22 protein-coding genes and 3 tRNA genes are annotated in these 19,328 nt (G+C 67.1%); 8 read left to right on the forward strand and 17 right to left on the reverse strand.

Translation table 11 applies throughout. The annotated features are described in order from the left end of the window. Positions 1-5: 5 nt before the first annotated feature. The 7 genes from D573_RS0110950 to moaC all read right to left on the reverse strand — a co-directional run bounded on the left by D573_RS0110950 (position 6) and on the right by moaC (position 6,328). A complete protein-coding gene (locus D573_RS0110950; protein WP_018938035.1) occupies positions 6-959 on the reverse strand; it encodes an IS1595 family transposase in 954 nt (317 codons plus the stop codon). A gap of 580 nt (positions 960-1,539) precedes the next feature. Next, complete coding sequence (gene def, locus D573_RS0110955; RefSeq protein WP_018938676.1) at positions 1,540-2,076, reverse strand: peptide deformylase; 537 nt, start codon at positions 2,074-2,076, stop codon at positions 1,540-1,542. Between the two features lie 30 nt (positions 2,077-2,106). After that, positions 2,107-2,182, reverse strand: a tRNA-Phe gene (locus D573_RS0110960). A gap of 111 nt (positions 2,183-2,293) precedes the next feature. Beyond that, positions 2,294-2,569, reverse strand: coding sequence for an oxidative damage protection protein (locus tag D573_RS0110965; protein WP_038032041.1), 276 nt, complete (start codon positions 2,567-2,569; stop codon positions 2,294-2,296). Further along, a complete protein-coding gene (mutY, locus tag D573_RS0110970; protein ID WP_026287976.1) occupies positions 2,553-3,611 on the reverse strand; it encodes an A/G-specific adenine glycosylase in 1,059 nt (352 codons plus the stop codon). The genes D573_RS0110965 and mutY overlap by 17 nt, the downstream gene beginning before the upstream one ends. Positions 3,612-3,662: 51 nt before the next feature. Further along, the gene (locus D573_RS0110975; protein ID WP_018938674.1) at positions 3,663-5,843 is read right to left on the reverse strand and encodes an AsmA family protein; all 2,181 of its coding nucleotides are present in this window, start codon (positions 5,841-5,843) and stop codon (positions 3,663-3,665) included. Beyond that, positions 5,840-6,328: a cyclic pyranopterin monophosphate synthase MoaC gene (moaC, locus tag D573_RS0110980; RefSeq protein ID WP_018938673.1), complete on the reverse strand. Its 489-nt coding sequence runs from the start codon at positions 6,326-6,328 to the stop codon at positions 5,840-5,842. The genes D573_RS0110975 and moaC overlap by 4 nt, the downstream gene beginning before the upstream one ends. A gap of 45 nt (positions 6,329-6,373) precedes the next feature. Here moaC and moaD point away from each other — a divergent pair, with 45 nt between their 5' ends. Then, positions 6,374-6,607 carry a molybdopterin converting factor subunit 1 gene (gene moaD / locus D573_RS0110985; RefSeq protein ID WP_018939202.1) on the forward strand — a complete coding sequence of 78 codons (234 nt, stop codon included), beginning with the start codon at positions 6,374-6,376 and terminating at the stop codon, positions 6,605-6,607. Between the two features lies 1 nt (position 6,608). Continuing rightward, on the forward strand, positions 6,609-7,046 hold the full coding sequence (locus tag D573_RS0110990; protein WP_018649571.1) for a molybdenum cofactor biosynthesis protein MoaE: 438 nt from the start codon (positions 6,609-6,611) through the stop codon (positions 7,044-7,046). A 293-nt stretch (positions 7,047-7,339) separates the two neighbouring features. On the opposite strand, the gene D573_RS0110995 is transcribed toward D573_RS0110990, so the two are convergent. The 5 genes from D573_RS0110995 to D573_RS0111015 all read right to left on the reverse strand — a co-directional run bounded on the left by D573_RS0110995 (position 7,340) and on the right by D573_RS0111015 (position 11,493). Beyond that, a complete protein-coding gene (locus tag D573_RS0110995) occupies positions 7,340-8,695 on the reverse strand; it encodes a Do family serine endopeptidase (protein ID WP_018938671.1) in 1,356 nt (451 codons plus the stop codon). Positions 8,696-8,708: 13 nt separating this feature from the next. Then, positions 8,709-9,614, reverse strand: coding sequence for a DnaJ C-terminal domain-containing protein (locus D573_RS0111000; protein WP_018144871.1), 906 nt, complete (start codon positions 9,612-9,614; stop codon positions 8,709-8,711). 218 nt (positions 9,615-9,832) lie between these two features. Beyond that, positions 9,833-10,264, reverse strand: a complete 432-nt coding sequence (locus D573_RS0111005; protein ID WP_018938670.1) for an Hsp20/alpha crystallin family protein — start codon at positions 10,262-10,264, stop codon at positions 9,833-9,835. 142 nt (positions 10,265-10,406) lie between these two features. Then, the gene (locus D573_RS0111010; RefSeq protein ID WP_018144873.1) at positions 10,407-10,625 is read right to left on the reverse strand and encodes a DUF2835 family protein; all 219 of its coding nucleotides are present in this window, start codon (positions 10,623-10,625) and stop codon (positions 10,407-10,409) included. Positions 10,626-10,629: 4 nt separating this feature from the next. After that, a complete protein-coding gene (locus D573_RS0111015; protein ID WP_026287975.1) occupies positions 10,630-11,493 on the reverse strand; it encodes a YicC/YloC family endoribonuclease in 864 nt (287 codons plus the stop codon). 121 nt (positions 11,494-11,614) lie between these two features. Between D573_RS0111015 and rph the strand changes: the two genes are divergently transcribed. The 5 genes from rph (at position 11,615) to D573_RS0111040 (ending at position 14,959) form a co-directional block, all read left to right on the forward strand. After that, on the forward strand, positions 11,615-12,334 hold the full coding sequence (gene rph, locus D573_RS0111020; RefSeq protein ID WP_018938668.1) for a ribonuclease PH: 720 nt from the start codon (positions 11,615-11,617) through the stop codon (positions 12,332-12,334). An 8-nt stretch (positions 12,335-12,342) separates the two neighbouring features. Next, positions 12,343-12,966: an RdgB/HAM1 family non-canonical purine NTP pyrophosphatase gene (rdgB, locus tag D573_RS0111025; RefSeq protein WP_018938667.1), complete on the forward strand. Its 624-nt coding sequence runs from the start codon at positions 12,343-12,345 to the stop codon at positions 12,964-12,966. Between the two features lie 285 nt (positions 12,967-13,251). Next, positions 13,252-14,520 (forward strand): radical SAM family heme chaperone HemW, encoded by a 1,269-nt coding sequence (gene hemW / locus D573_RS0111030; protein ID WP_018938666.1) that lies wholly within the window; start codon positions 13,252-13,254, stop codon positions 14,518-14,520. Further along, a complete protein-coding gene (locus D573_RS0111035; protein WP_018649577.1) occupies positions 14,520-14,714 on the forward strand; it encodes a CPXCG motif-containing cysteine-rich protein in 195 nt (64 codons plus the stop codon). The genes hemW and D573_RS0111035 overlap by 1 nt, the downstream gene beginning before the upstream one ends. Continuing rightward, on the forward strand, positions 14,711-14,959 hold the full coding sequence (locus tag D573_RS0111040; protein WP_018168682.1) for a transcriptional antiterminator, Rof: 249 nt from the start codon (positions 14,711-14,713) through the stop codon (positions 14,957-14,959). Before D573_RS0111035 ends, D573_RS0111040 begins: the two co-directional genes overlap by 4 nt. A 367-nt stretch (positions 14,960-15,326) precedes the next feature. Here the strand turns inward: D573_RS0111040 and rho are convergent, their stop codons facing one another. Together rho and trxA are read right to left on the reverse strand one after the other, a co-directional pair. Continuing rightward, positions 15,327-16,586, reverse strand: a complete 1,260-nt coding sequence (gene rho, locus D573_RS0111045) for a transcription termination factor Rho (RefSeq protein ID WP_018168683.1) — start codon at positions 16,584-16,586, stop codon at positions 15,327-15,329. Between the two features lie 189 nt (positions 16,587-16,775). Then, on the reverse strand, positions 16,776-17,102 hold the full coding sequence (trxA, locus tag D573_RS0111050) for a thioredoxin TrxA (protein WP_012983830.1): 327 nt from the start codon (positions 17,100-17,102) through the stop codon (positions 16,776-16,778). 115 nt (positions 17,103-17,217) lie between these two features. Here trxA and D573_RS0111055 point away from each other — a divergent pair, with 115 nt between their 5' ends. Further along, complete coding sequence (locus tag D573_RS0111055) at positions 17,218-18,498, forward strand: DEAD/DEAH box helicase (protein ID WP_018938665.1); 1,281 nt, start codon at positions 17,218-17,220, stop codon at positions 18,496-18,498. Between the two features lie 28 nt (positions 18,499-18,526). Here the strand turns inward: D573_RS0111055 and D573_RS0111060 are convergent. From D573_RS0111060 to D573_RS0111070, 3 genes are all read right to left on the reverse strand, one after another. After that, positions 18,527-18,602 (reverse strand) — tRNA-Thr (locus tag D573_RS0111060). Positions 18,603-18,675: 73 nt separating this feature from the next. Next, a complete protein-coding gene (locus D573_RS0111065; protein ID WP_018144889.1) occupies positions 18,676-19,113 on the reverse strand; it encodes a Fur family transcriptional regulator in 438 nt (145 codons plus the stop codon). A gap of 82 nt (positions 19,114-19,195) precedes the next feature. Further along, positions 19,196-19,269: transfer RNA gene (locus tag D573_RS0111070), tRNA-Gly, on the reverse strand. Positions 19,270-19,328: the final 59 nt, after the last annotated feature.

Consider the following 19,328-nt stretch of genomic DNA (forward strand, 5'->3'; position numbering starts at 1 on the left):
CCTGATTAGCAACGAGAGTCAGCCAGTCGCAGGGAGCGCTCGGGCACTGGCCGGCAGTGCACGGCGGCGACCAGCAGTCGCGCCGGCAGCGTGGCCAAGTTAAAGCGCCGGTTGAACCGGTAGGCGAATGCTGCAAGGTAACGGACCGCGTACTTGGTGAACGCAAACGCATGGTAACTCCCGCTCAGGCTGGTCTTGAGGTTGCCGAGCACCGTGTTGATCCATTGGAATTCGGGCAGATCCCGGGGTTTGCGCGCAGCCACGACCGTCGGCTGGTGCCGGCAGTCGGCCCTTGCGACTGCGCGGAAGCACGCCAGGCCATCGGAGTGGACCGTGCTTCCCGGAGCCAGATACGCCCGCGCCCATTCGGTAACAGCTTGGAAGCTGAAGCCCGCGACCGGGGTCAGCTTGACCCGCAGGGGATGCCCCGCGTCGTTGAGCGACACCGCCGCCACGAACGGAACCTTGTTCTCCGACCCGCGCCCGGCCTTGCCGCCGGTCCGCTCGCCGCCCAGGTAGGCATCGTCCAGTTGCACGGTGCCGCTGAGCTCATAGCGCGCTTCCCGCTCGGTCATCGCCTGCATCAGCTTGTGCTGCAGTGCCCAGGCCGTGCGGTAGCTCACTCCAAGCTGCCTTTTCAGCGCCAGCGCAGAGAGCCCGGTCTTGGCCTGGCTGAGCAGATGGATGGCCAGAAACCAGGTGGTCAGGGGCAGCTTTGTTCCCTGCATCACGGTGCCGGCGATCAGCGAGGCCTGATGCCGACAGGCATTGCACTGAAACATCTTGCGCGGGCTCCCGTGCAGGACGCAGTGGGCCTGCCCCCCGCACCGCGGACAGCGAAAGCCGTCCGGCCAGCGGGCCCGCTCCAGCGCCGCTTCGCACTGGGCCTCGGTGCCGTACTGGGCGATGAACGCCGGCAACGACATCCCCTGCTGAAACTGAATCCGATTCTGCGCCATGGTGGCACCCTCCGCTCGCTGTGTAGCCTCAGCGTACGCCCGGGGGTGGCTCACCCAGTGAGCCTGGCTGACTCTCGTCGCTAATCAGGATTCGTCAAGCGCTGGAGCTCTCCGGGAGTATCGACATTGATATGTTTAAAGCAGCCATTCTGGTGGACGCTGGAGGGTTACTGAAGGAGTTTGAGTCAGTCATTAAAGGAGTTGCGGCGAACCACGGGAACCACGGGGTCAAACCTTGCCTTTTGCCCTGCGGCGTCCCTCCCTGAAGCATCCCTCCAAGCCGTTCCCGGCTAATAGGATCGGACCACAGTAAGCTGCGGATCCATAACCGTAATCCATCCTTATCCCTTATTTCGGGCTTGCCAGCGATTTTAACGGCTTAAACGCCACGTCCTGGCTAACGGGTCACTCTCGCCGCATCTTGCGCGAAAAAACGGTCTTTCACCGGCTCCAGACCAGATTGTTAAGCCTTTTTGAGCGGCAAATCAGTCGCGTATAGAGATTCGCCCCGGAATCCAGGACGGAGTGGATGGTTCGCCTGGAAGCGCGAACGTAAAGCGGTAGCAGTTCATCCGCACCGTCAGTCAGTGGCGTGGAATTCGCGGTATTCGTCGAGGAAGGCGAGGCGCGTGGGGTCGGTGACGCGGTCGATGTAGAGCTTGCCGTCGAGGTGGTCGATCTCGTGCTGGAAGACGGTGGCGAGAAAGCCTTCGGGCTCCAGGTGGCGCGGCGTTCCGTCCGGCTCGCGGTAGTCCACGGCAATGTGCCGCGGTCGCGCGACTTCGCCACGCAGGCCGGGTACGGAGAGGCAACCTTCCCAGTAGCGCTGCGGCGTCGGGTCGAGCACGGTCACGGCCGGGTTGACGAGGACCAGGCGGCCGGAGGGCACGGCATCGGGGTAGCGGCTGTTACCGGGCTCGATCTCGATCACGGCAACGCGTTGAGGCACACCGAGCTGGGCGGCGGCCAGGCCGAGCCCTTCGTTGGCGTGCATGGTGTCGACGAGGTCGTCCACCAGGGCGTGCAGCCGGGGGCTGTCAAAATCGGATTCGGGTACCGGGTCGCAGGTGCGACGCAGGTCGGGGTGTCCCATGCGCAGGATATGGCGAACGCTCATGGGAAAGATGGTGCCACAAGGGGGAAATAATGGTGGCCGGGGACGGAATCGAACCGCCGACACGGGGATTTTCAATCCCCTGCTCTACCGACTGAGCTACCCGGCCATACTTCGGGGGAATCGTCCTGCGGACGAAGGGCGGTATTAAAGCCGTCCAGCGGCCCCACGTCAAGCGCGCGGGACCGCCAGATCGATACGAGCCGCGGAAAACTGCGACTCAGGAGGCGTTCGGGTCGACGAAACCTTCCGGCTTTTCCGAACCGTCGCCGAACAGGAACTTCTCCATTTCCTCTTCGAGGAACTTGCGCGCCTTGGGGTCGACCGGGGTCAGGCGGTATTCGTTGATCAGCATGGTCTGGTGGCTCAGCCAGGCCTGCCAGGCCTCCTTGGACACGTTCAGGTAGATCTTCTTGCCCATCTCGCCGGGATAGGGCGGGAAGTCGAGCCCGTCCGCCTCTTTGCCGAGTTTCACGCAGTTAACGGTTCGTGCCATTGCCGGGATCCTTGTCGTCGTGCAGATAACGCTGGATGGGGGCCGGGATGCCGACCGCCCGTGATGTGCCGGGTTTATACCAAATCACCCTGTTCCCTTCCATGATCCCACACGCGCCAGCCGGGAGGTCGAAGGGCCGGATGCGCAGATCCAGGCGGTAGTGGCTGAAGCTGTGCTGGAGCCCGTGATCGGCAGCGGACGGGGTGGCGCCGGGCCACTGGACGAGCACCCAGTCTTCCAGGGCCTCGGCGGTTTCGGCCTCGGGCAGGCTGTAGAGACCGCCCCAGATGCCGTCCTGTTCGCGCTGGATCAAGGCGATACCCTCCGGTGCCCGCAGACAGGCGGCCCAGCGCGTGCGTGTGGGCAGATCGCGGCGCGGCCGGGGCGAAGGCAACGTGCCGGTCAGGCCCTGCTGCGCGGCGCCGCAGTCCACGTGCACCGGGCAGGCCTCACAGGCGGGGCGGCTGCGAGAACAGAGCAGGGCGCCCAGGTCCATGATTGCCTGGGTGTAATCCGCGCAGCGTGCAGCAGGGGTGCGCGCCTCGGCCTCGGCCCACAGTTCGCGCTGGACGGCGGTACTGCCCGGCCAGCCGTGGATCGCCGCGTGACGGGCCAGTACGCGCTTGGCATTGCCATCCAGAATGGCCTCGGGCACGTCGTGCGCCTGGGCGATGATGGCCGCGGCGGTGGAGCGCCCGATGCCCGGCAGTTGTTCCAGGCCCTCGCGATCGGCGGGGAACACGCCCCCGTGTTCCTCGACCACCACCTGTGCGGCGCGGTGCAGGTTGCGCGCACGGGCGTAATAGCCAAGCCCCGACCACTGGTGCAGCACGGCGTCCTGCGGGGCCGCGGCAAGGCTTTGCACGTCGGGGAACTGCTCCATGAAGCGCAGGAAGTAGGGGACGACGGTCTCCACCCGGGTCTGCTGCAGCATGATCTCGGAGACCCACACCCGGTAGGGCGTGCGCGGATGCTGCCACGGCAGGTCCGTACGGCCGTGGCGATCGAACCAGGCGAGCAGCCGCTCGGCGAAGGCGTTCATGGGCGAATCGACCATGGCGGCACCCGCACCGGGGGCGGGCACCGCGGGTGATCAGCGACTGCGGAAGCGATCCAGGAGCCGGTCGGACTCCTGCTCGATGCGCTCGCGGGCGCGTTCCTCTTCCTCGTCCAGGCGTTCGCGGACACGATCCTCTTCCTCTTGCACGCGTTCGCGGACCTCGTCCTCGTAGCGGTCCCGCAGGGCATCCTCCAGGTCGAGACGGAAGCTCGGGTCGGTGAACGTGCCGCTGATGCGGATCGGCAGCATCACGCCGCGCAGATCGTCGAGTTCCCGGCCGCCCTGGCCCTCCAGCGTACCCACCACGGTGCTATTCACGCGGTAGTCGAGGGTGTCGTCGTTCAGGTCGGCCTGGCCTTCGCCGCTCACCCGCAGCAAGGGCGAGCTGGCCGCCAGGTCCTCGTTGCGCACGATGCCGTCGCGAATGGTGAAGCTGCCGGTCAGTTCGCTGAAATCGGTCTGGTTGGGCTCTTCCTCTTCCAGCTGCTCGCCGCGCAGGCGCGCCTCGGCCCGGCGGATGATCTGGGCCACGTTGATGCCGCGAACCGCGCCATCCTCGAAGCGCATGTTGCCGGAGCCGTTCAGGGCACCCTTCAGCTCGCTCAGGAGCTCGCCCCGGGTGGCGATGTCCAGCTCGAGGTTGCCGGTACCCATCAGGCGCGCATCGTCGCCCTGGAAGTCTTCCAGCAGGGCCCCGATATCCAGCGCCTGCAGGTCGGCTGCCAGCTCGTAGCGCGGGGCATCGTGGCGCGCATCCAGGCGCAGGCGGCTGCTCAGCTCGCCGTCGTAGGCCTCGGCATTCAGGGGCTGGATATTCCAGTCACCGGCCTCGGCGCGGATCTGCAGCTCGATGTTGCGCAGGACCATGCCCATCACGTCGAGGCGGCCCAGCGCCGCGCTGCCATCCATATCGACGCTGCGCAGGGCCTCCAGCGGCAACTCGATGGCGATATCCTCGTCGGCTTCGCCATTGCCATTGCCGTTTTCCGTGCGCGCCTCTTCCACTTCCGGCGGCAGGTAGCGGTCGAGATTCAGGCGCTCGCCGGAGACATCGAAGGTGATCAGCGGGCGTTCGCCGCGGCCATCCCAGCCCGCGGAACCGCTCAGCATGGCGTCATCCACGGTGATCAGGAACGGGTCCATGTTCAACGCCTGGAAGCTGCCGTGGGCGGACAGGTCCAGGGCAACCCGGGCCAGGGCATCCGGATCGCTGGTTTTGGGGGCGTCCATTCCCAGGTCCGTCAACACGTCCTTGAGGTTGAAGGTGTTGGTGCGCATCTCGCTACGGATCTGCGGCTGCTCGCCATCCAGCTCGGACAGCTCGGCAAACCCGGTCATGCGCACGCCGGCGACACCCAGCGTCAGACGCTCCAGGCGCAGGGACATCGCGTCGGCCATTTCCAGGGCGACATCGGTTTCCAGGGTCATGCCCACGGCGCGCGGCAAGCCACCACCGTCGAGGCCCAGGGTGGCGTTCAGACGACGCACGGAGTAGCGCTCGTTGAGCAGGTCGACGTTCATCAGCCCGCCGAGGTCGAGCGCGAGCTCCACGGGTTCGGCCAGATCGCCGCCCTCGGCGCGCACGACCGCTTCCAGATCCAGCCGCGTCTCGACGCCCGGGCGGAAGCGCCCAATCTGCAGCTCGAACGGGTCCAGGGTGGCCTGCATGCCGGTCTCGCGATCATCCCAGTGCACCCGGGTATTGGTCAGGGAGATTCCGGCCACGTCGATGCGCTGCAGGGCCAGCCGCGTCTCGGTCGTGGTGCGCTCGTCGTCATCCGCACCCACGGCCTCGTCGCGGGCGGCGCCCGCGTGATCCAGCAGGTCGTCCCAGTTGTTGCGGCCCTGCTCGTCGCGTGCCAGGTTCAGGCGCACACCGTCGGCCTGCACGCGCTGGACCTCCAGCTCGCGGCGCAGCAGCGGCATCACAGCCACCGCGACATCCACCACGTCGACCTCGGCGAACGGCTCGTCGCCAAAGCCCTCGGCATTGCCAAAACGCACCTCTTCCAGACGCAGCCCAAGGCTGGGGAACAGGGTCAGGCCGATCGGCCCGGAGAGGGTCAGCTCGCGACCGGTCGCTTCCTGCACCTCCGCTTCGATGCGCTCCTTGTAGTCATTGGCATCGAAGGTGATCAGCAGGTAGGCGGCCACGATGATGGCCAGCAGGATCAGTACGGCGATCAGGCCCAGCAGGCGCTTGATCCATTTCATTCGGAATCTCCTTTCGGTTCGGCCCGCCAGGTGCCACTGCGGCCCCCGCGTTTCTCGAGCAGGCGAACACCATCAATTTGCATGCCGCGGTCCACGGCCTTGCACATGTCGTAGACCGTCAGCAGCGCGGTGGACACGGCGGTCAGCGCCTCCATCTCCACCCCGGTCCGGGCGTGCACCTCGCAGGTGGCCTGCACGCGCACGGCGGTGTCTTCCGTCTCCAGCTCCAGGGCCACCCGGGTCAGTCCGATCGGGTGGCAAAGCGGGATCAGGTCGCCGGTCTTCTTGGCCCCCATGATGCCAGCCACGCGGGCAATACCCAGGACGTCCCCTTTCGCATGGCGGCCTTCGCGGATGCGCTGCAGGGTGTCCGCCTGCATGTGGATCCGGCCCTCGGCGATCGCCACGCGATGGGTGACGGACTTTTCGCCAACATCGACCATGTGCGCATGGCCTTCGGCATCGAAGTGAGTGAATTCGTTCATGCCGGCTATAATGCTTGACTCGCAGTTATCTTTACAGGGGCCGGAATGACCGTAAGCGTTCACTATTTCGCGCGATTGCGCGAGGAACTGGGCCGCCAGGGCGAAGAAGTGGCCCTGCCCGGAGAAGGCCTGACCGTCGGCGAGCTGTGGCGGCACCTGCACCAGGATGCCCCCCCGGAACGCCTGATGGCCGCGGTCAACCAGGAACAGGCGAGCCTGGATACCCCGGTACGCGATGGCGACGAGGTCGCCTACTTCCCGCCGGTGACCGGGGGCTAGGGTGGCGGTCGAGATCTATACCGGCGATTTCGATCCCTGGGAGGTCGTCCGCCAGGCCGAACAGGCCATCCCGGCGAACGCCCGCGGCGCGGCCAGCGTGTTCGTCGGCCGCATGCGCGACTTCAACGAAGACGAGGACGTGACCGGCCTGTTCCTGGAGCACTATCCGGGGATGACCGAGCGCGAGCTGGAGCGCATCGTCGCCGAGGCCGAGGCGCGCTGGCCGCTGCTGGGCTGCCATGTGGCCCACCGCGTCGGCGATGTGCGTCCCGGCGATGCCCTGGTGCTGGTGGCCACCTGGTCCGCCCACCGCATCGCAGCCCGCGACGCCTGCAGTGACATCCTCGAACGCCTGAAGCACGAGGCCCCGTTCTGGAAACGCGAGACCCTGGCCGACGGCACCGACCGCTGGGTCGAGAAAAACACCCCCGGTTTCTGAACCCCGCCACCCTGTTCGCACCCCCGTAGGAGCCCAGCTCAGGACATGGGGCATCCCGGCCGCCCCCACATCGTCATCCCGGAAACCGCACAGCGGTTATCCGGGATCGCCACCGCCGGAGATGAGCCGGGCGTCCGCGGAGGCTCCAGCGCGGGAGATCCCGGCTCTCCGCTTCGCTCCGGCCGGGATGACGGGGTGGGCCGGAGGATAAGGCCGGCTTAACAGTGGACACGGGGGTGCGCCGGGTGACGGAGTTGCGCGCGGCCTTGGGCGCAATGGAACACGGCCGGTCCTCAGCGCAGGGTGAGGAAGAGGGTCTGGTTGCCGCGACGCAGTTGCAGCTCCAGGGTCTGGTGTGCGGCCAGTTGTTGCGGCAGGTCGGACAGGCGCTGGATGCGCTGGCGGTTGATGGCCAGCAACACGTCGCCCGCGCGCAGGCCGGCGCGCGCCCCCGGGGTGCCGGGCTCCACCGCGATCACAGCCACGCGACTACCCCCGTCACGCCCGGTGGCCTCGGACAAGCGAACACCTTCCAGCCGCGGGTGCACGGCCGCGCCCTCGATGCGCCGCTCTTCGGGGCGATCCAGGCGGGCCACGATCCGCTGTTCGGCCCCGTCACGCAGGACATCCAGGCGCACATCGGAACCGGCGCGCAGCAGGCCAAGCCGGTTGCGCAGGTCGCCGGCGCTGCGCACCGGCTGGTCGTCCGCCCGCAGCACGATATCTCCGCTCTGGAGGCCGGCGCGTTCGGCGGCGGATCCACGCACCACCCGCGTGATCACGGCGCCCTGGGAAATATCCAACTCAAAGGCCTGAGCCAGCGCCGGGGTCAGATCCTGCATCTCCACGCCCAGCGCGCCGCGTTCGACGCGACCCTCCGCCAGCAAATGGTCGCGGATCTGGCTGGCCATGTTGGCGGGGATCGCGAAGCCGATACCAATGTTGCCCCCGCCGCGCGCGAGAATGGCGGTATTGATTCCGACCAGCTCGCCACGCAGGTTGACCAGCGCCCCGCCGGAGTTGCCAGGGTTGATGGAGGCATCGGTCTGGATGAAGTCCTCGAAGCCGTCACCACCCAGTCCGCTGCGGCCCAGGGCACTGACGATGCCGCTGGTCACCGTCTGGCCGAGGCCGAAGGGGTTGCCGATGGCGACCACGAAGTCGCCCACGCGCAGGGCGTCGGAGTCCGCCAGCGGGATCGCCTGCAGGTCCTCCGCGTCGATGCGGATCACGGCGACGTCGGTGGCCGGGTCGGTGCCCACCACCTCGGCCTCGTACTGGCGGCCATCGAAGAGCGTGACCAGGATCGCGTCGGCGCGCGCGATCACGTGGCTGTTGGTCAGGATGGTGCCGGCCTTGGCGTCCACGATCACGCCGGAGCCCAGACCCTGGCGTTCCCGCTCGCGCGAACGCTCGGGGACATCGAAGAACCGGCGGAAGAAGGGGTCGTCGAACAGCGGGCTGACCGACTCCACCACCCGCGCGCGGGTGGCAATGTTCACCACCCCGGGGATGGTGCGCTCGAGCATGGGCGCCAGGGAGGGCAGGGGCTCACCGTCCACCGCGGCCGGGAGCTGGGCGGCGGCCGGTGCGGCCCCGAGCAGGGCCAGGGCCAGGGCCAGGATCAGAAGGGGAACCAGCCGACGCATGGGCGATCCTCGATCAGGGCGCCAGGTTGGCGCGCGGGGCGAAGGACGACTCCTTGGCCATCTTGCGGTACCAGTCACCGGCCTCGTCCTCCGGCGGGACCTGCACCAGCAGCTTCAGGTAGAGATCACCCGGTGGCTTGCCCGGCAGTCCCTTGCCCTTCAGGCGCATCTGCTTGCCCGACTGTGTACCGGCCGGGACCTTCAGGTTGACCCAGCCATGCGGCGTGGGCACCTCGATCGTCGCGCCCAGCGCGGCCTCCCACGGGGTGATCGGGATGTCGCGGTAGAGGTTGCGACCGTCCAGCGTGTAGCGATTGTCCGGCTTCACCCGGATCTCCAGCAGCAGGTCGCCGGCGCCACCACTGCCAACGCCCGGGTCGCCCTGGCCGCGCACCCGCAGGCGCGAGCCATCCTTGGCCCCGGCGGGGATGCGCACGCGCTGCACCCGGCCCTCGGCATCCTGAACCGAGACCTCGGTGCCCTTGAGCGCCTGATCCAGGCTGATGTCCACGCGCCCCTCGCGGTCGGCGCCGCGCATGTTAAAGCCGGCCCCACCACGGCGACGCCCCCCACCCATGCCGCCACCGCCGAAGATCGAGTCGAAGAAGTCCGAGAAGCCACCGGCATCGGCGCCCCCGCGGGCACCGCCGTATTGCGCCCGGCCGTCCCATCCGGGCGGCGGACGAAAGTCCTGTCCCTGGCGCCAGTTAGAGCCCAGCTGGTCATAGGCCTTGCGCTTTTCCGCGTCGCCCAGGGCCTCGTAGGCCTCGTTGACCTCCTTGATGCGGGTCTCGGCGTCCGGGTCCTTGCTGACATCCGGGTGGTACTTGCGCGCCAGCTTGCGGTAGGCCTTCTTGATCTCGTCCTGGCTCGCGTCGCGGCTCACACCGAGGACCTTGTAGTAATCCTTGTATTCCATTGCGTTCCTCGAGCGATTGCGGCTGAGTCCTCGGGTGACACCCGGATCCCGCCACATGATAGCCGGGATGCGGCTGTCACCCCGGGAAACACGAGCCGCAGAAAAAGATCCGTGCCTCCCTAGGTTCAAAAAAACGGGCGCCACCGCGGGTGGAACCCGGGGCAGCGCCCGTGTCTCGCCCGGTGGGCGAGCATCCCCACCGGGCACGTGAGGCCGGATCAGTTCTCGATCTGGATCCGGCGCGGCTGCACGCGGGCCTGCTTCGGGATGCGCACCTCCAGCACGCCGTTCTCGCTGCGCGCGGAGATGTTTTCGGCATCCGCCGTATCCGGCAGCGAGAAGCGGCGGAAGAACGTGCCACGCACGCGTTCGATGCGCTTGTAGCCATCCTTCTCTTCCTCGCTTTCGTGCTTGCGCTCGCCGCGCAGGGTCAACACGCCATTCTCCATGTTCAGTTCGATGTCCTTCGGGTCTACCCCGGGGATATCGGCATGCAGCACGTAGGCATCGGTCTCTTCGCGGATGTCCACTGCGGGGGCCCAGTCGGAGGTCGCGGCGGAGTCCTCGGTGCCGGGCATGTCCGGCATGCGCCCAAGTTCGCGCGACAGTTGACCGAGCAGGCTGAACGGTTCGTAGCGGGTCATGGTCATGGCATTCCCTCCTGTGTGGGTGTCATCTGACTCACCCTTACAGTTAGGGGACACTTCCCGCGTTTTCAAGGGCCTGAGAGAGACGGCGCTCACTGTACTGGCCCGCACTCGCGCCGATTGTGCAGGCTGAGGAACGCCTCCCTTACACACGGCGAAACTCCCTCAGCTTGTAGTCATCGTCGGTGATCAGTTCGAACACGCCATGCACGCCGCGCTGATCCAGATGGCTGCGCAGCAGCCGCGCCGGGAATTGCACGCTTTCGCCGCTGTCGGCCTGCGCAAAGACCACTGCGGCGCGGCCAGTGTAGTAGTCCTCCATCTCCTGGCGCGAGATCGCCAGGCGCAGGCGAAACCGGCGCATCGCGTTATTCCAGGTTTTGCACCTGCTCGCGCAGCTGCTCGATCAGGACCTTCATTTCCACTGTGGCACGCGTGATCTCCAGATCGTGCGACTTGGAGGAGATGGTGTTGGCCTCGCGGTTGAACTCCTGCATCAGGAAGTCGAGCCGCCGACCGCTGGGCCCGCCCTGGTCCAGGATCTCGCGCACGGCCGCCACGTGACCGTCAATGCGATCCAGCTCCTCGGCAATATCCATGCGCTGGGCCAGCAACGCGACCTCCTGTTCCAGGCGTTTCGGGTCCAGGTGCAGGTCCAGTTCGCGGATACGCGCCAGGATGCGTTCGCGCTGCTCGTCGAGCATCGGCAGACGCCGCGAGTGGACCGTCCGGGCATGCTCCGCCAGGGCCTCCAGGCGCGTGCGCATGCCATCGGCCAGGGCCGCCCCCTCCGTCGTACGCATCGCGACCAGGGCCTCCAGCGCGGTGTCGAAGCCGGCCAGTAGCGGCTCCGCCAGGACCTCGCCGGCATCCGAGGCGCCCTGCAGGACGCCGGGCCAGCTCAGCACGTCCAGCGGCGAGACCGGGGCCGGATTGCGCATCCTTCGCTCGATCGCCGCGCAGGCATCGATCAGTGCCTGCGCGCGCTCCTGATCGAAGGCCTCCGGGGCGTTGTCCGCCTGGCCTCGGTCGCGCAGCACCACGTCCACCTTGCCGCGTGCCAAGTGGCCCTTGAGGCGCTTACGCACCTCGGCCTCCAGCGAGCGCAGGTGATCCGGCAGGTGGATCCGCAGCTCCAGGTAGCGGTGATTGACGCTCTTGAGCTCCCAGTCGAACACGCCCCCGTCCAGGGTGATGGCGTGCCGGGAAAATCCGGTCATGCTGGTAATCATTATTCCCCCGTTGCGGTCCCTGCTGCGCAAGGCATGAGTGTAGTGCGTTACCCCACTGGGCGACGCACTACACTCATGGCCCGTATACTGCGCCCCTCTCAAATCTAGCAAGGATCACAGCATGCGACCCAGTGGCCGAGCAGCCGACGCGATGCGCCCCGTGCGTTTTACCCGCCATTTCACCCGTCACGCGGAGGGTTCCGTACTGGTGGAATTCGGGGACACGCGCGTGCTGTGCAACGCCACGGTGGAGTCGCGCGTGCCGCCGTGGTTGAAGAACAAGGGCCGCGGCTGGGTCACCGCCGAATACAGCATGCTGCCGCGCTCCACCCACGAGCGCATGGTGCGCGAGGCCGCCCGGGGCAAGCTGGGCGGTCGCACCATGGAGATCCAGCGCCTGATCGGGCGCTCGCTGCGTGCCGCGGTCGATCTCGAGGCCCTCGGCGAACGCCAGATCATCGTCGACTGCGACGTGATCCAGGCCGATGGCGGAACCCGCACGGCCGCGATTAGCGGGGCCTACGTCGCGCTGCGCGATGCCATCCGCAAGGCACGCGAACAGGGCCTGATCCGCAAGGACCCGCTGCACGGACACCTGGCAGCGGTCTCCGTGGGCATCTTCAATGGCACGCCGGTGCTGGACCTCGATTACGACGAGGACTCCCAGGCCGAGACCGACCTGAACCTGGTGATGAACGAGGCCGGCGGGGTGATCGAGATCCAGGGCACGGCCGAGGGCCACGCCTTCCGCCGCGACGAGCTGGACCAGATGCTGGATCTGGGCGAGAAGGGCATCCGCGAGATCTGCGACGCCCAGCGCGCCGTTCTGGCCGAAGGCTGATTTGGGCCATGGTCGGCGAACCCCAACGCGTTGTGCTGGCCACCGGCAACCCCGGCAAGCTGCGCGAGATCCGCACCCTGCTGGAGCCGCTGGGCCTCGCGGTCGAACCGCAATCGGAGCATGACGTGCCCGAGGCCGAGGAGACCGGCCTGACATTCGTGGAAAACGCCATCCTGAAGGCGCGCAACGCCGCCCGGCACACCGGACTGCCGGCGATCGCCGACGACTCCGGGCTGGAGGTGGAGGCCCTGCGCGGCCAGCCGGGGATCTACTCCTCGCGCTACGCCGGTACGGACGCCGACGATGCCGCCAACAACGCGCGGCTGATGGAGGCGTTGCAAGGCGTGCCACCGGAACAGCGGGGTGCGCGTTTCCGCGCCGTGGTGGTGTACCTGGAACACGCCGAGGACCCGGCCCCGATCATCGCCGAGGGCGTATGGCCCGGACGCATCGCCGAGCAGGCCAGCGGCGCCGAGGGCTTCGGCTACGACCCGTTGTTCTTCGTTCCGGAGGAAGGCCGCACCTCGGCCGAACTGGACCCGGCGACCAAGAACCGCCTGAGCCACCGCGGCCAGGCCCTGCAACAGCTCGTGGCCAGCCTGCGCAACCGTATGGGCCACGCTCCGGCCTGACACCCGGTCCTGCCTGGCTCCGGGGCGCATCCAGGGAGATCGCCACGGCGCTGCGCGCCTCGCGATGACGGGGACCGGAAGCACCGTCATCGCGAGCGCCGCAGGCGCGTGGCGATCTCCCGGGCCTGGCCCCGATGCGGGCCCGAACATGCGCCGGGGTGTCGTCGGGCGGCTACTCGCTGCGCTCGGCCTGCGGCCGTTCAACGACGGGGACAAAAGCACTGTCATCGCGCGGCGCGCAGCGCCGTGGCGATCGGCGCGAAAACCCAGACGCCGGGTGCCGCAATGACGGGACTGGGTGCTTTCGACGCCACCCGGGGGCTCGCCTATGCTCCGCACATGAACTCCGCCCTGACCCATCCGCCGCCACTGGCGCTGTACGTGCACCTGCCCTGGTGCGTGCGCAAGTGCCCGTACTGCGACTTCAACTCCCACGAGCCCCGCGGCGAGGCGCCCTTCGACGACTACGTGGCGGCGCTGCTGCGGGATCTGGAGGGCCAGCTCCCGGATGTATGGGGGCGGCGGCTGGAGAGTGTGTTCATCGGTGGCGGGACCCCGAGCCTGTTCCCGCCGGAGGCGCTGGACGCTCTCATGTCCGGTCTGCGTGCCCGGCTGCCGCTGCGCCCGGACTGCGAGGTGACCCTGGAGGCCAACCCTGGCACCGCCGATCGCGCCTACTTTCGCGGCTACCGCGAGGCCGGGGTCAATCGGCTGTCGCTGGGTGTCCAGAGCTTCGACGATGCGATGCTCGCCCGGCTGGGCCGCATCCACGGCGCCACCGAGGCCCGCGACGCGGTGGAACATGCCCGGGCCGCCGGCTTCGAGGCGATCAATCTGGATCTGATGTTCGGCCTGCCGGGTCAGTCGGTGGCGGCCGGGCTGGCGGACCTGCAAGCGGCCATCGAACAGGACCCGGGGCACATCTCCTGGTATCAGCTGACCCTCGAGCCGAACACCCTGTTCGCGGCGCGCCCACCCGAACTGCCGGAGGACGTCACAATCGAGGAATTGTTCACCCGCGGCCAGTCCCATCTGGCGGCGGCTGGCTATACTCGATACGAGATATCCGCCTATGCACGCGCGGGGCAGGAATGTCGCCACAACCGCAATTACTGGACCTTCGGCGACTATCTCGGCATTGGCGCCGGGGCCCACGGCAAGCTGACGCAGGTGCGCGATGGCACGATCCTGCGGCGGGTGAAGCCGCGCCAGCCGGAGGCCTATCTCGCCGGGCCGCTGCAGCACAACGATCAGACCGTGCCGACGGCGGAGCGCCCCTTCGAGTTCATGCTGAACGCGCTGCGACTGGTGGAAGGGGTTCCGGCCGCGAGCTTCGAGGCGCATTGCGGCCTGCCGCTGGCGGCGCTCGAGCCGGCGCTTTCCGAACTGCGCGCGGACGGGCTGCTGGGGGCGGATACGGAGCGCCTGCAGGCCACGGAACGGGGCCTGGCGTTTCTCAATGACGTGCTGGAGCGTTTTCTTCCGGAAGGGACTCCGCAGGACTCGATCGCCACGCCGATAGCCTGGCCCGCGGGCCGGGAGGAGGGTCGATAATGCGTCCCGTCGAGTTTGTTGATTTCGCCTGCCCCTGGTGCGGCGAGCCCGGCGAGATCACGGTGGACATGGTCAGCAATGACCGCGAATGGGTCGAGGACTGCGCGGTGTGCTGTGCCCCCATCGTGTTCCGCCGCGAGGATGCCGGCGACGAGGAGATTCCGCGCGTCGCTGCCCAGCGGGAGGGCGAGTGAGCGCGGCGCCACCGTATACCCCGATCGACTGCGAGCGCTATTCCGAGCTGGAGCTGGCCATCCTGCGCGGTCAGTCCCTGCGCACGCACTGGCGCCGCGGGGAGATGGACCGCATCGCGATCGTGCGGCCGCTGGACTTGCGCACCCGGCGCAGCGCGGAGTACCTGATCCTGCGTGACGCCGAGGGCCGGCGGCAATGGTGGCGCCTGGACCGGCTGATCAGCTTCGAGCCGGTCCCGGGCTGAACGCCATCCGGGCTGCGACCGGCGAGGAGGCTCGTCTGATCGCCGCACCACAGAGGGCACAGCGGACACGGAGAAAGGCGCAGGGGGGGTGTCGGGGGCGGTAGACACCGCTGGATCATGCACAACGCGGAAGGCGTGGACCCTTTTGGGGTACGCCCGTAACCGGGCTCCGGCAACTTGCCATCCCCTGCGAATCAACAGCCCTGCAATCCCGCTGGACCAGAATGGGCCTTCTCTATGCGCTCCGTGCCCTCTGCGGGCAACCAGGAGGGCTCGGAGCGCCAGCCCGGGAAGGGACCGGGGCTGCGCGGGGCGATCGCTTCGCTGGCGCTCGCGCTGACAGGGGGCGGGCTGCGCCCGCCCCCTGTCAGCTGCGCTTCATCTGGTCGAAGAATTCGGAATTGGTCTTGGACGACTGCATGCGGCCGAGCAGGAATTCCATGGCCTCGATGTCGTCCATGCCGTGCAGGAACTTGCGCAGGATCCAGAGCTTTTGCAGCTCGTCGGGTGCGGTCAGCAGTTCCTCGCGGCGGGTACCGGAACGGTTCACGTTGATCGCAGGATAAATGCGCTTCTCCGCGATGCGGCGCTCCAGCTGGAGCTCCATGTTGCCGGTGCCCTTGAACTCCTCGTAGATCACCTCGTCCATCTTCGACCCGGTCTCGACCAGTGCGGTGGCGATGATGGTCAGGCTGCCGCCCTCTTCCACGTTGCGCGCGGCACCGAAGAAGCGCTTCGGGCGATGCAGGGCGTTGGCATCCACACCACCGGTGAGCACCTTGCCGGAGCTGGGCGAGACGGTGTTGTAGGCGCGCGCCAGGCGGGTGATGGAATCCAGCAGGATCACCACGTCGCGCTTGTGCTCGACCAGGCGCTTGGCCTTTTCGATCACCATCTCGGCGACCTGCACGTGGCGCTGGGCCGGCTCGTCGAAGGTGGAGGAGACGACCTCGCCCTGGACCATCCGGTCCATCTCGGTGACCTCTTCCGGGCGCTCGTCGATCAACAGGACGATCAGATAGCACTCGGGGTAGTTGCCGGCGATGCTCTGGGCAATGTTCTGCAGCATGAGCGTCTTGCCCGCCTTGGGCGGGGAGACGATCAGGCCGCGCTGGCCCTTGCCGAACGGCGAGACGATGTCGATGATCCGCGCGGTGATGTCCTCGGTGGAGCCATTGCCGCGCTCCATGCGCATGCGCTTGTTGGCATGCAGCGGGGTGAGATTCTCGAACAGCACCTTGTGCTTGGCGTTCTCCGGCGGCTCGAAGTTGATCTCCGAGACCTTCAACAACGCGAAGTAGCGCTCGTTGTCCTTGGGCGGGCGGATCTTGCCGGAGATGGTGTCGCCGGTGCGCAGTCCGAAGCGTCGGATCTGGCTGGGCGAGACATAGACGTCGTCCGGCCCGGCCTGATAGGAGCTGTCGGCACTGCGGAGAAAGCCGAAGCCGTCGGAGAGGATCTCGAGGACACCGTCGCCAAAGATGGCTTCGCCGCTCTTCGCGTGAGCCTTGAGCAGGGCGAAGATGATCTCCTGCTTGCGGGCACGGGACATGTTCTCGATGCCTTTTTCTTCGGCAAAGGCCACGAGATCGGCAGCGGACATCCGCTTCAATTCGGTCAGATTCATGCGTGGGATGCTGTGTTCAACGTGGATGATCGGCGACCGGGGGTGGTCACTCGGATTGACTGGAAGGAGGCAGGGAATGGCCTGGCGGCCACTCGAACTGGTTCGATGGTAAGCGAGGCGGCGGCGCGGGGCAACCCCGGTGAAGCCGGGCGCCTGCGAGGCCTGGCGGTTAACCGCCAGGCCCGGGTGTTACAGGTGCTGATCCAGGAACGCAGTCAGCTGCGACTTGGACAGGGCACCGACCTTGGTGGCCTCGACATCGCCGTTCTTGAACAGCATCAGCGTCGGGATCCCGCGGATGCCGTACTTCGGCGGCGTGGACGGGTTCTCGTCGATGTTCAGCTTGGCGACCTTGACCTTGCCGGCGTATTCTTCGGCGATTTCGTCCAGAATGGGGGCGATCATCTTGCAGGGCCCGCACCACTCGGCCCAGTAGTCCACCAGGACCGGCTGATCCGCCTTCAGGACGTCCTCGTCGAAACCGGCGTCCGATGTGTACACAATTTTGTCGCTCACTCCGAGCCCTCATGACTTGGGTTGGGGGAGCAGCCCGCACCGCCGGCTGCACGGCCCTTACTATCGACGATCAACGCCGGACAGTTCAAGTAATACGCAGGAACCGAGGAACCCCATGACCGAAACCGTGCAGGACACACCCCGCTTCGACCAGCTCGATCTGCCCGAACCCGTCCAGGCGGGCATCCGCGCCACCGGTTTCGAAACCTGCACCCCGATCCAGGCACAGACCCTGCCGATCGCGCTGGCCGGCCACGACGTCGCCGGCCAGGCCCAGACCGGGACCGGCAAGACGGCCGCCTTCCTGATCGCGACCTTCAACCGCCTGCTGCGCCAGCAGCCTTCGCCCAACCGGCGGCCCACGGACGTGCGCGCCCTGATCCTGGCCCCGACCCGCGAACTGGCGATCCAGATCCACAAGGATGCCGAATCGCTGGGTGCCGAGACCGGGCTGAAGCTCGCGCTGGCCTACGGCGGCACCGGCTACGACAGCCAGCGCGAACAGCTGGAGGCCGGCGCCGACATCCTGATCGGCACGCCCGGACGCATCATCGACTACTTCAAGCAGAAGGTCTTCGGGCTCAAGCACACGGAGGTGGTGGTGCTGGACGAGGCGGATCGCATGTTCGATCTCGGCTTCATCAAGGATGTGCGCTTTCTGATGCGTGGCTGCGCGCCGGCCAGCGAACGCCTGTCGATGCTGTTCTCCGCCACGCTGTCCTTCCGCGTGATGGAGCTGGCGTACGAGCACATGAACAATCCGGAAAAGGTCCAGGTCGAGGCCGAGACCCTGACTGCCGACCGCGTGCGCCAGGTGATTTACTACCCGGCCAACGACGAAAAAATCCCGCTGCTCCTCGGGCTCGCACGCGACCTCAAGCCGGAGCGCGCCATCGTGTTCGTGAACACCAAGCACGGCGCCGAGAAGGTCTGCGACTGGCTGAACGTGAACGACCAGAAGGCCGCGCTGCTGTCCGGCGACGTGCCGCAGAACAAGCGCTCGCAGCTGCTGGAACACTTCGCCGCTGGCGAATACACCTACCTGGTGGCGACCGACGTGGCCGCCCGCGGGCTGCACATCCCGGCGGTCACGCATGTCTTCAACTTCGATCTGCCGCAGTCCGGCGAGGACTACGTGCACCGTATCGGGCGCACCGCACGTGCGGGCGCCGAAGGTGACGCGATCAGCTTCGGCTGCGAGGACTCGGCCTTCTACCTGCCGGATATCGAGAGCTACCTGGGCGAGCGCATCCCCACCGCGAGCGTGGACCCGGCACGCCTGTTCCAGGATGCGGTCAAGCCGAAGCCACGCCCGCGCAAGCCGCGCGACGATCGGCGCGGTGGCCCACGCTCCGGCGGAGGCGGCCGCCCGCAGCGCAGCGGCAACCGGGGCTGAGCGGACGCGGGAAAACCACAGAAAAAGATGGTGCCGGCGAGAGGAGTCGAACCTCCGACCTATCGATTACGAATCGATTGCTCTACCAACTGAGCTACACCGGCGAAGCGCGACATGATAGCGAGGGCCGGTGCCGACCACAATCCGGCGAGCCCGGACAATCGACCGATCACCGGCTCAGGAGCGGCGGCGGCCCACGCGGAAGACGACGTCCACACCCTCGAGTTCCTTGCCTTCCGGCAGGGCGGGCAGATCGGAGATGTCGATCCGCGCCGGATCCACGTCTTCCAGTTGCCCGGTATCGGTATGGAACAGGTGGTGATGCGGATTCAGGTTGGAGTCGTAGAACAGCTTGGCCGGATCAATCACGACCTCGCGCACCAGCCCCTTCTCGGCGAACAGGTTCAGGGTGTTGTACACCGTGGCCTTGGACACCCGCGAGGCATGCCGCATTAGCTGCCCGAGGATTTGCTCGGCGCTGAGGTGCTGATGGCGGGCAAACATCACACGGGCAATCTCGACGCGCTGCTCGGTCGGGGAGATCGCGTGCTCGCGCAGCATTTCGCGCGCGGCGTGGACCGAGAGCAGATCCGGGTTGTTGGAGTCGATGTTCATGATTCCGACGATATAACAGGGATCTGGAGCAAGTCCATATCCCGCTTTCCGGGGACCGGTGAGGCCGGGAAGCCTGATAGAATGGAGCGGGTGATGGGAATCGAACCCACATTAAGAGCTTGGGAAGCTCCCGTTCTACCATTGAACTACACCCGCTTGCGCCGCCGATTGTAGGCCTTGTCGGCCTCCGGCTCAACGGTAAACTGAGCAGTCGA

The organism is Thioalkalivibrio sp. AKL9, from assembly GCF_000377825.1.
GTDB classification, from domain to species: domain Bacteria; phylum Pseudomonadota; class Gammaproteobacteria; order Ectothiorhodospirales; family Ectothiorhodospiraceae; genus Thioalkalivibrio; species Thioalkalivibrio versutus.

Excerpts from the sequence above, each read along its gene's own strand:
- mutY (WP_026287976.1), bottom strand. The coding sequence starts at position 3,611 with ATGAACGCCTTCGCCGAGCGGCTGCTCGCCTGGTTCGATCGCCACGGC.
- rdgB (WP_018938667.1), top strand. The coding sequence starts at position 12,343 with ATGGTCGGCGAACCCCAACGCGTTGTGCTGGCCACCGGCAACCCCGGC.
- D573_RS0111055 (WP_018938665.1), top strand. The coding sequence starts at position 17,218 with ATGACCGAAACCGTGCAGGACACACCCCGCTTCGACCAGCTCGATCTG.
- D573_RS0111000 (WP_018144871.1), bottom strand. The coding sequence starts at position 9,614 with ATGGAATACAAGGATTACTACAAGGTCCTCGGTGTGAGCCGCGACGCG.
- D573_RS0111065 (WP_018144889.1), bottom strand. The coding sequence starts at position 19,113 with ATGAACATCGACTCCAACAACCCGGATCTGCTCTCGGTCCACGCCGCG.
- D573_RS0111010 (WP_018144873.1), bottom strand. The coding sequence starts at position 10,625 with ATGCGCCGGTTTCGCCTGCGCCTGGCGATCTCGCGCCAGGAGATGGAG.
- moaD (WP_018939202.1), top strand. The coding sequence starts at position 6,374 with ATGACCGTAAGCGTTCACTATTTCGCGCGATTGCGCGAGGAACTGGGC.
- rho (WP_018168683.1), bottom strand. The coding sequence starts at position 16,586 with ATGAATCTGACCGAATTGAAGCGGATGTCCGCTGCCGATCTCGTGGCC.
- D573_RS0110975 (WP_018938674.1), bottom strand. The coding sequence starts at position 5,843 with ATGAAATGGATCAAGCGCCTGCTGGGCCTGATCGCCGTACTGATCCTG.
- def (WP_018938676.1), bottom strand. The coding sequence starts at position 2,076 with ATGAGCGTTCGCCATATCCTGCGCATGGGACACCCCGACCTGCGTCGC.
- D573_RS0111015 (WP_026287975.1), bottom strand. The coding sequence starts at position 11,493 with ATGATTACCAGCATGACCGGATTTTCCCGGCACGCCATCACCCTGGAC.
- hemW (WP_018938666.1), top strand. The coding sequence starts at position 13,252 with ATGACGGGACTGGGTGCTTTCGACGCCACCCGGGGGCTCGCCTATGCT.
- moaC (WP_018938673.1), bottom strand. The coding sequence starts at position 6,328 with ATGAACGAATTCACTCACTTCGATGCCGAAGGCCATGCGCACATGGTC.
- D573_RS0110995 (WP_018938671.1), bottom strand. The coding sequence starts at position 8,695 with ATGCGTCGGCTGGTTCCCCTTCTGATCCTGGCCCTGGCCCTGGCCCTG.
- D573_RS0110965 (WP_038032041.1), bottom strand. The coding sequence starts at position 2,569 with ATGGCACGAACCGTTAACTGCGTGAAACTCGGCAAAGAGGCGGACGGG.
- D573_RS0111035 (WP_018649577.1), top strand. The coding sequence starts at position 14,520 with ATGCGTCCCGTCGAGTTTGTTGATTTCGCCTGCCCCTGGTGCGGCGAG.
- D573_RS0111005 (WP_018938670.1), bottom strand. The coding sequence starts at position 10,264 with ATGACCATGACCCGCTACGAACCGTTCAGCCTGCTCGGTCAACTGTCG.
- rph (WP_018938668.1), top strand. The coding sequence starts at position 11,615 with ATGCGACCCAGTGGCCGAGCAGCCGACGCGATGCGCCCCGTGCGTTTT.
- D573_RS0110950 (WP_018938035.1), bottom strand. The coding sequence starts at position 959 with ATGGCGCAGAATCGGATTCAGTTTCAGCAGGGGATGTCGTTGCCGGCG.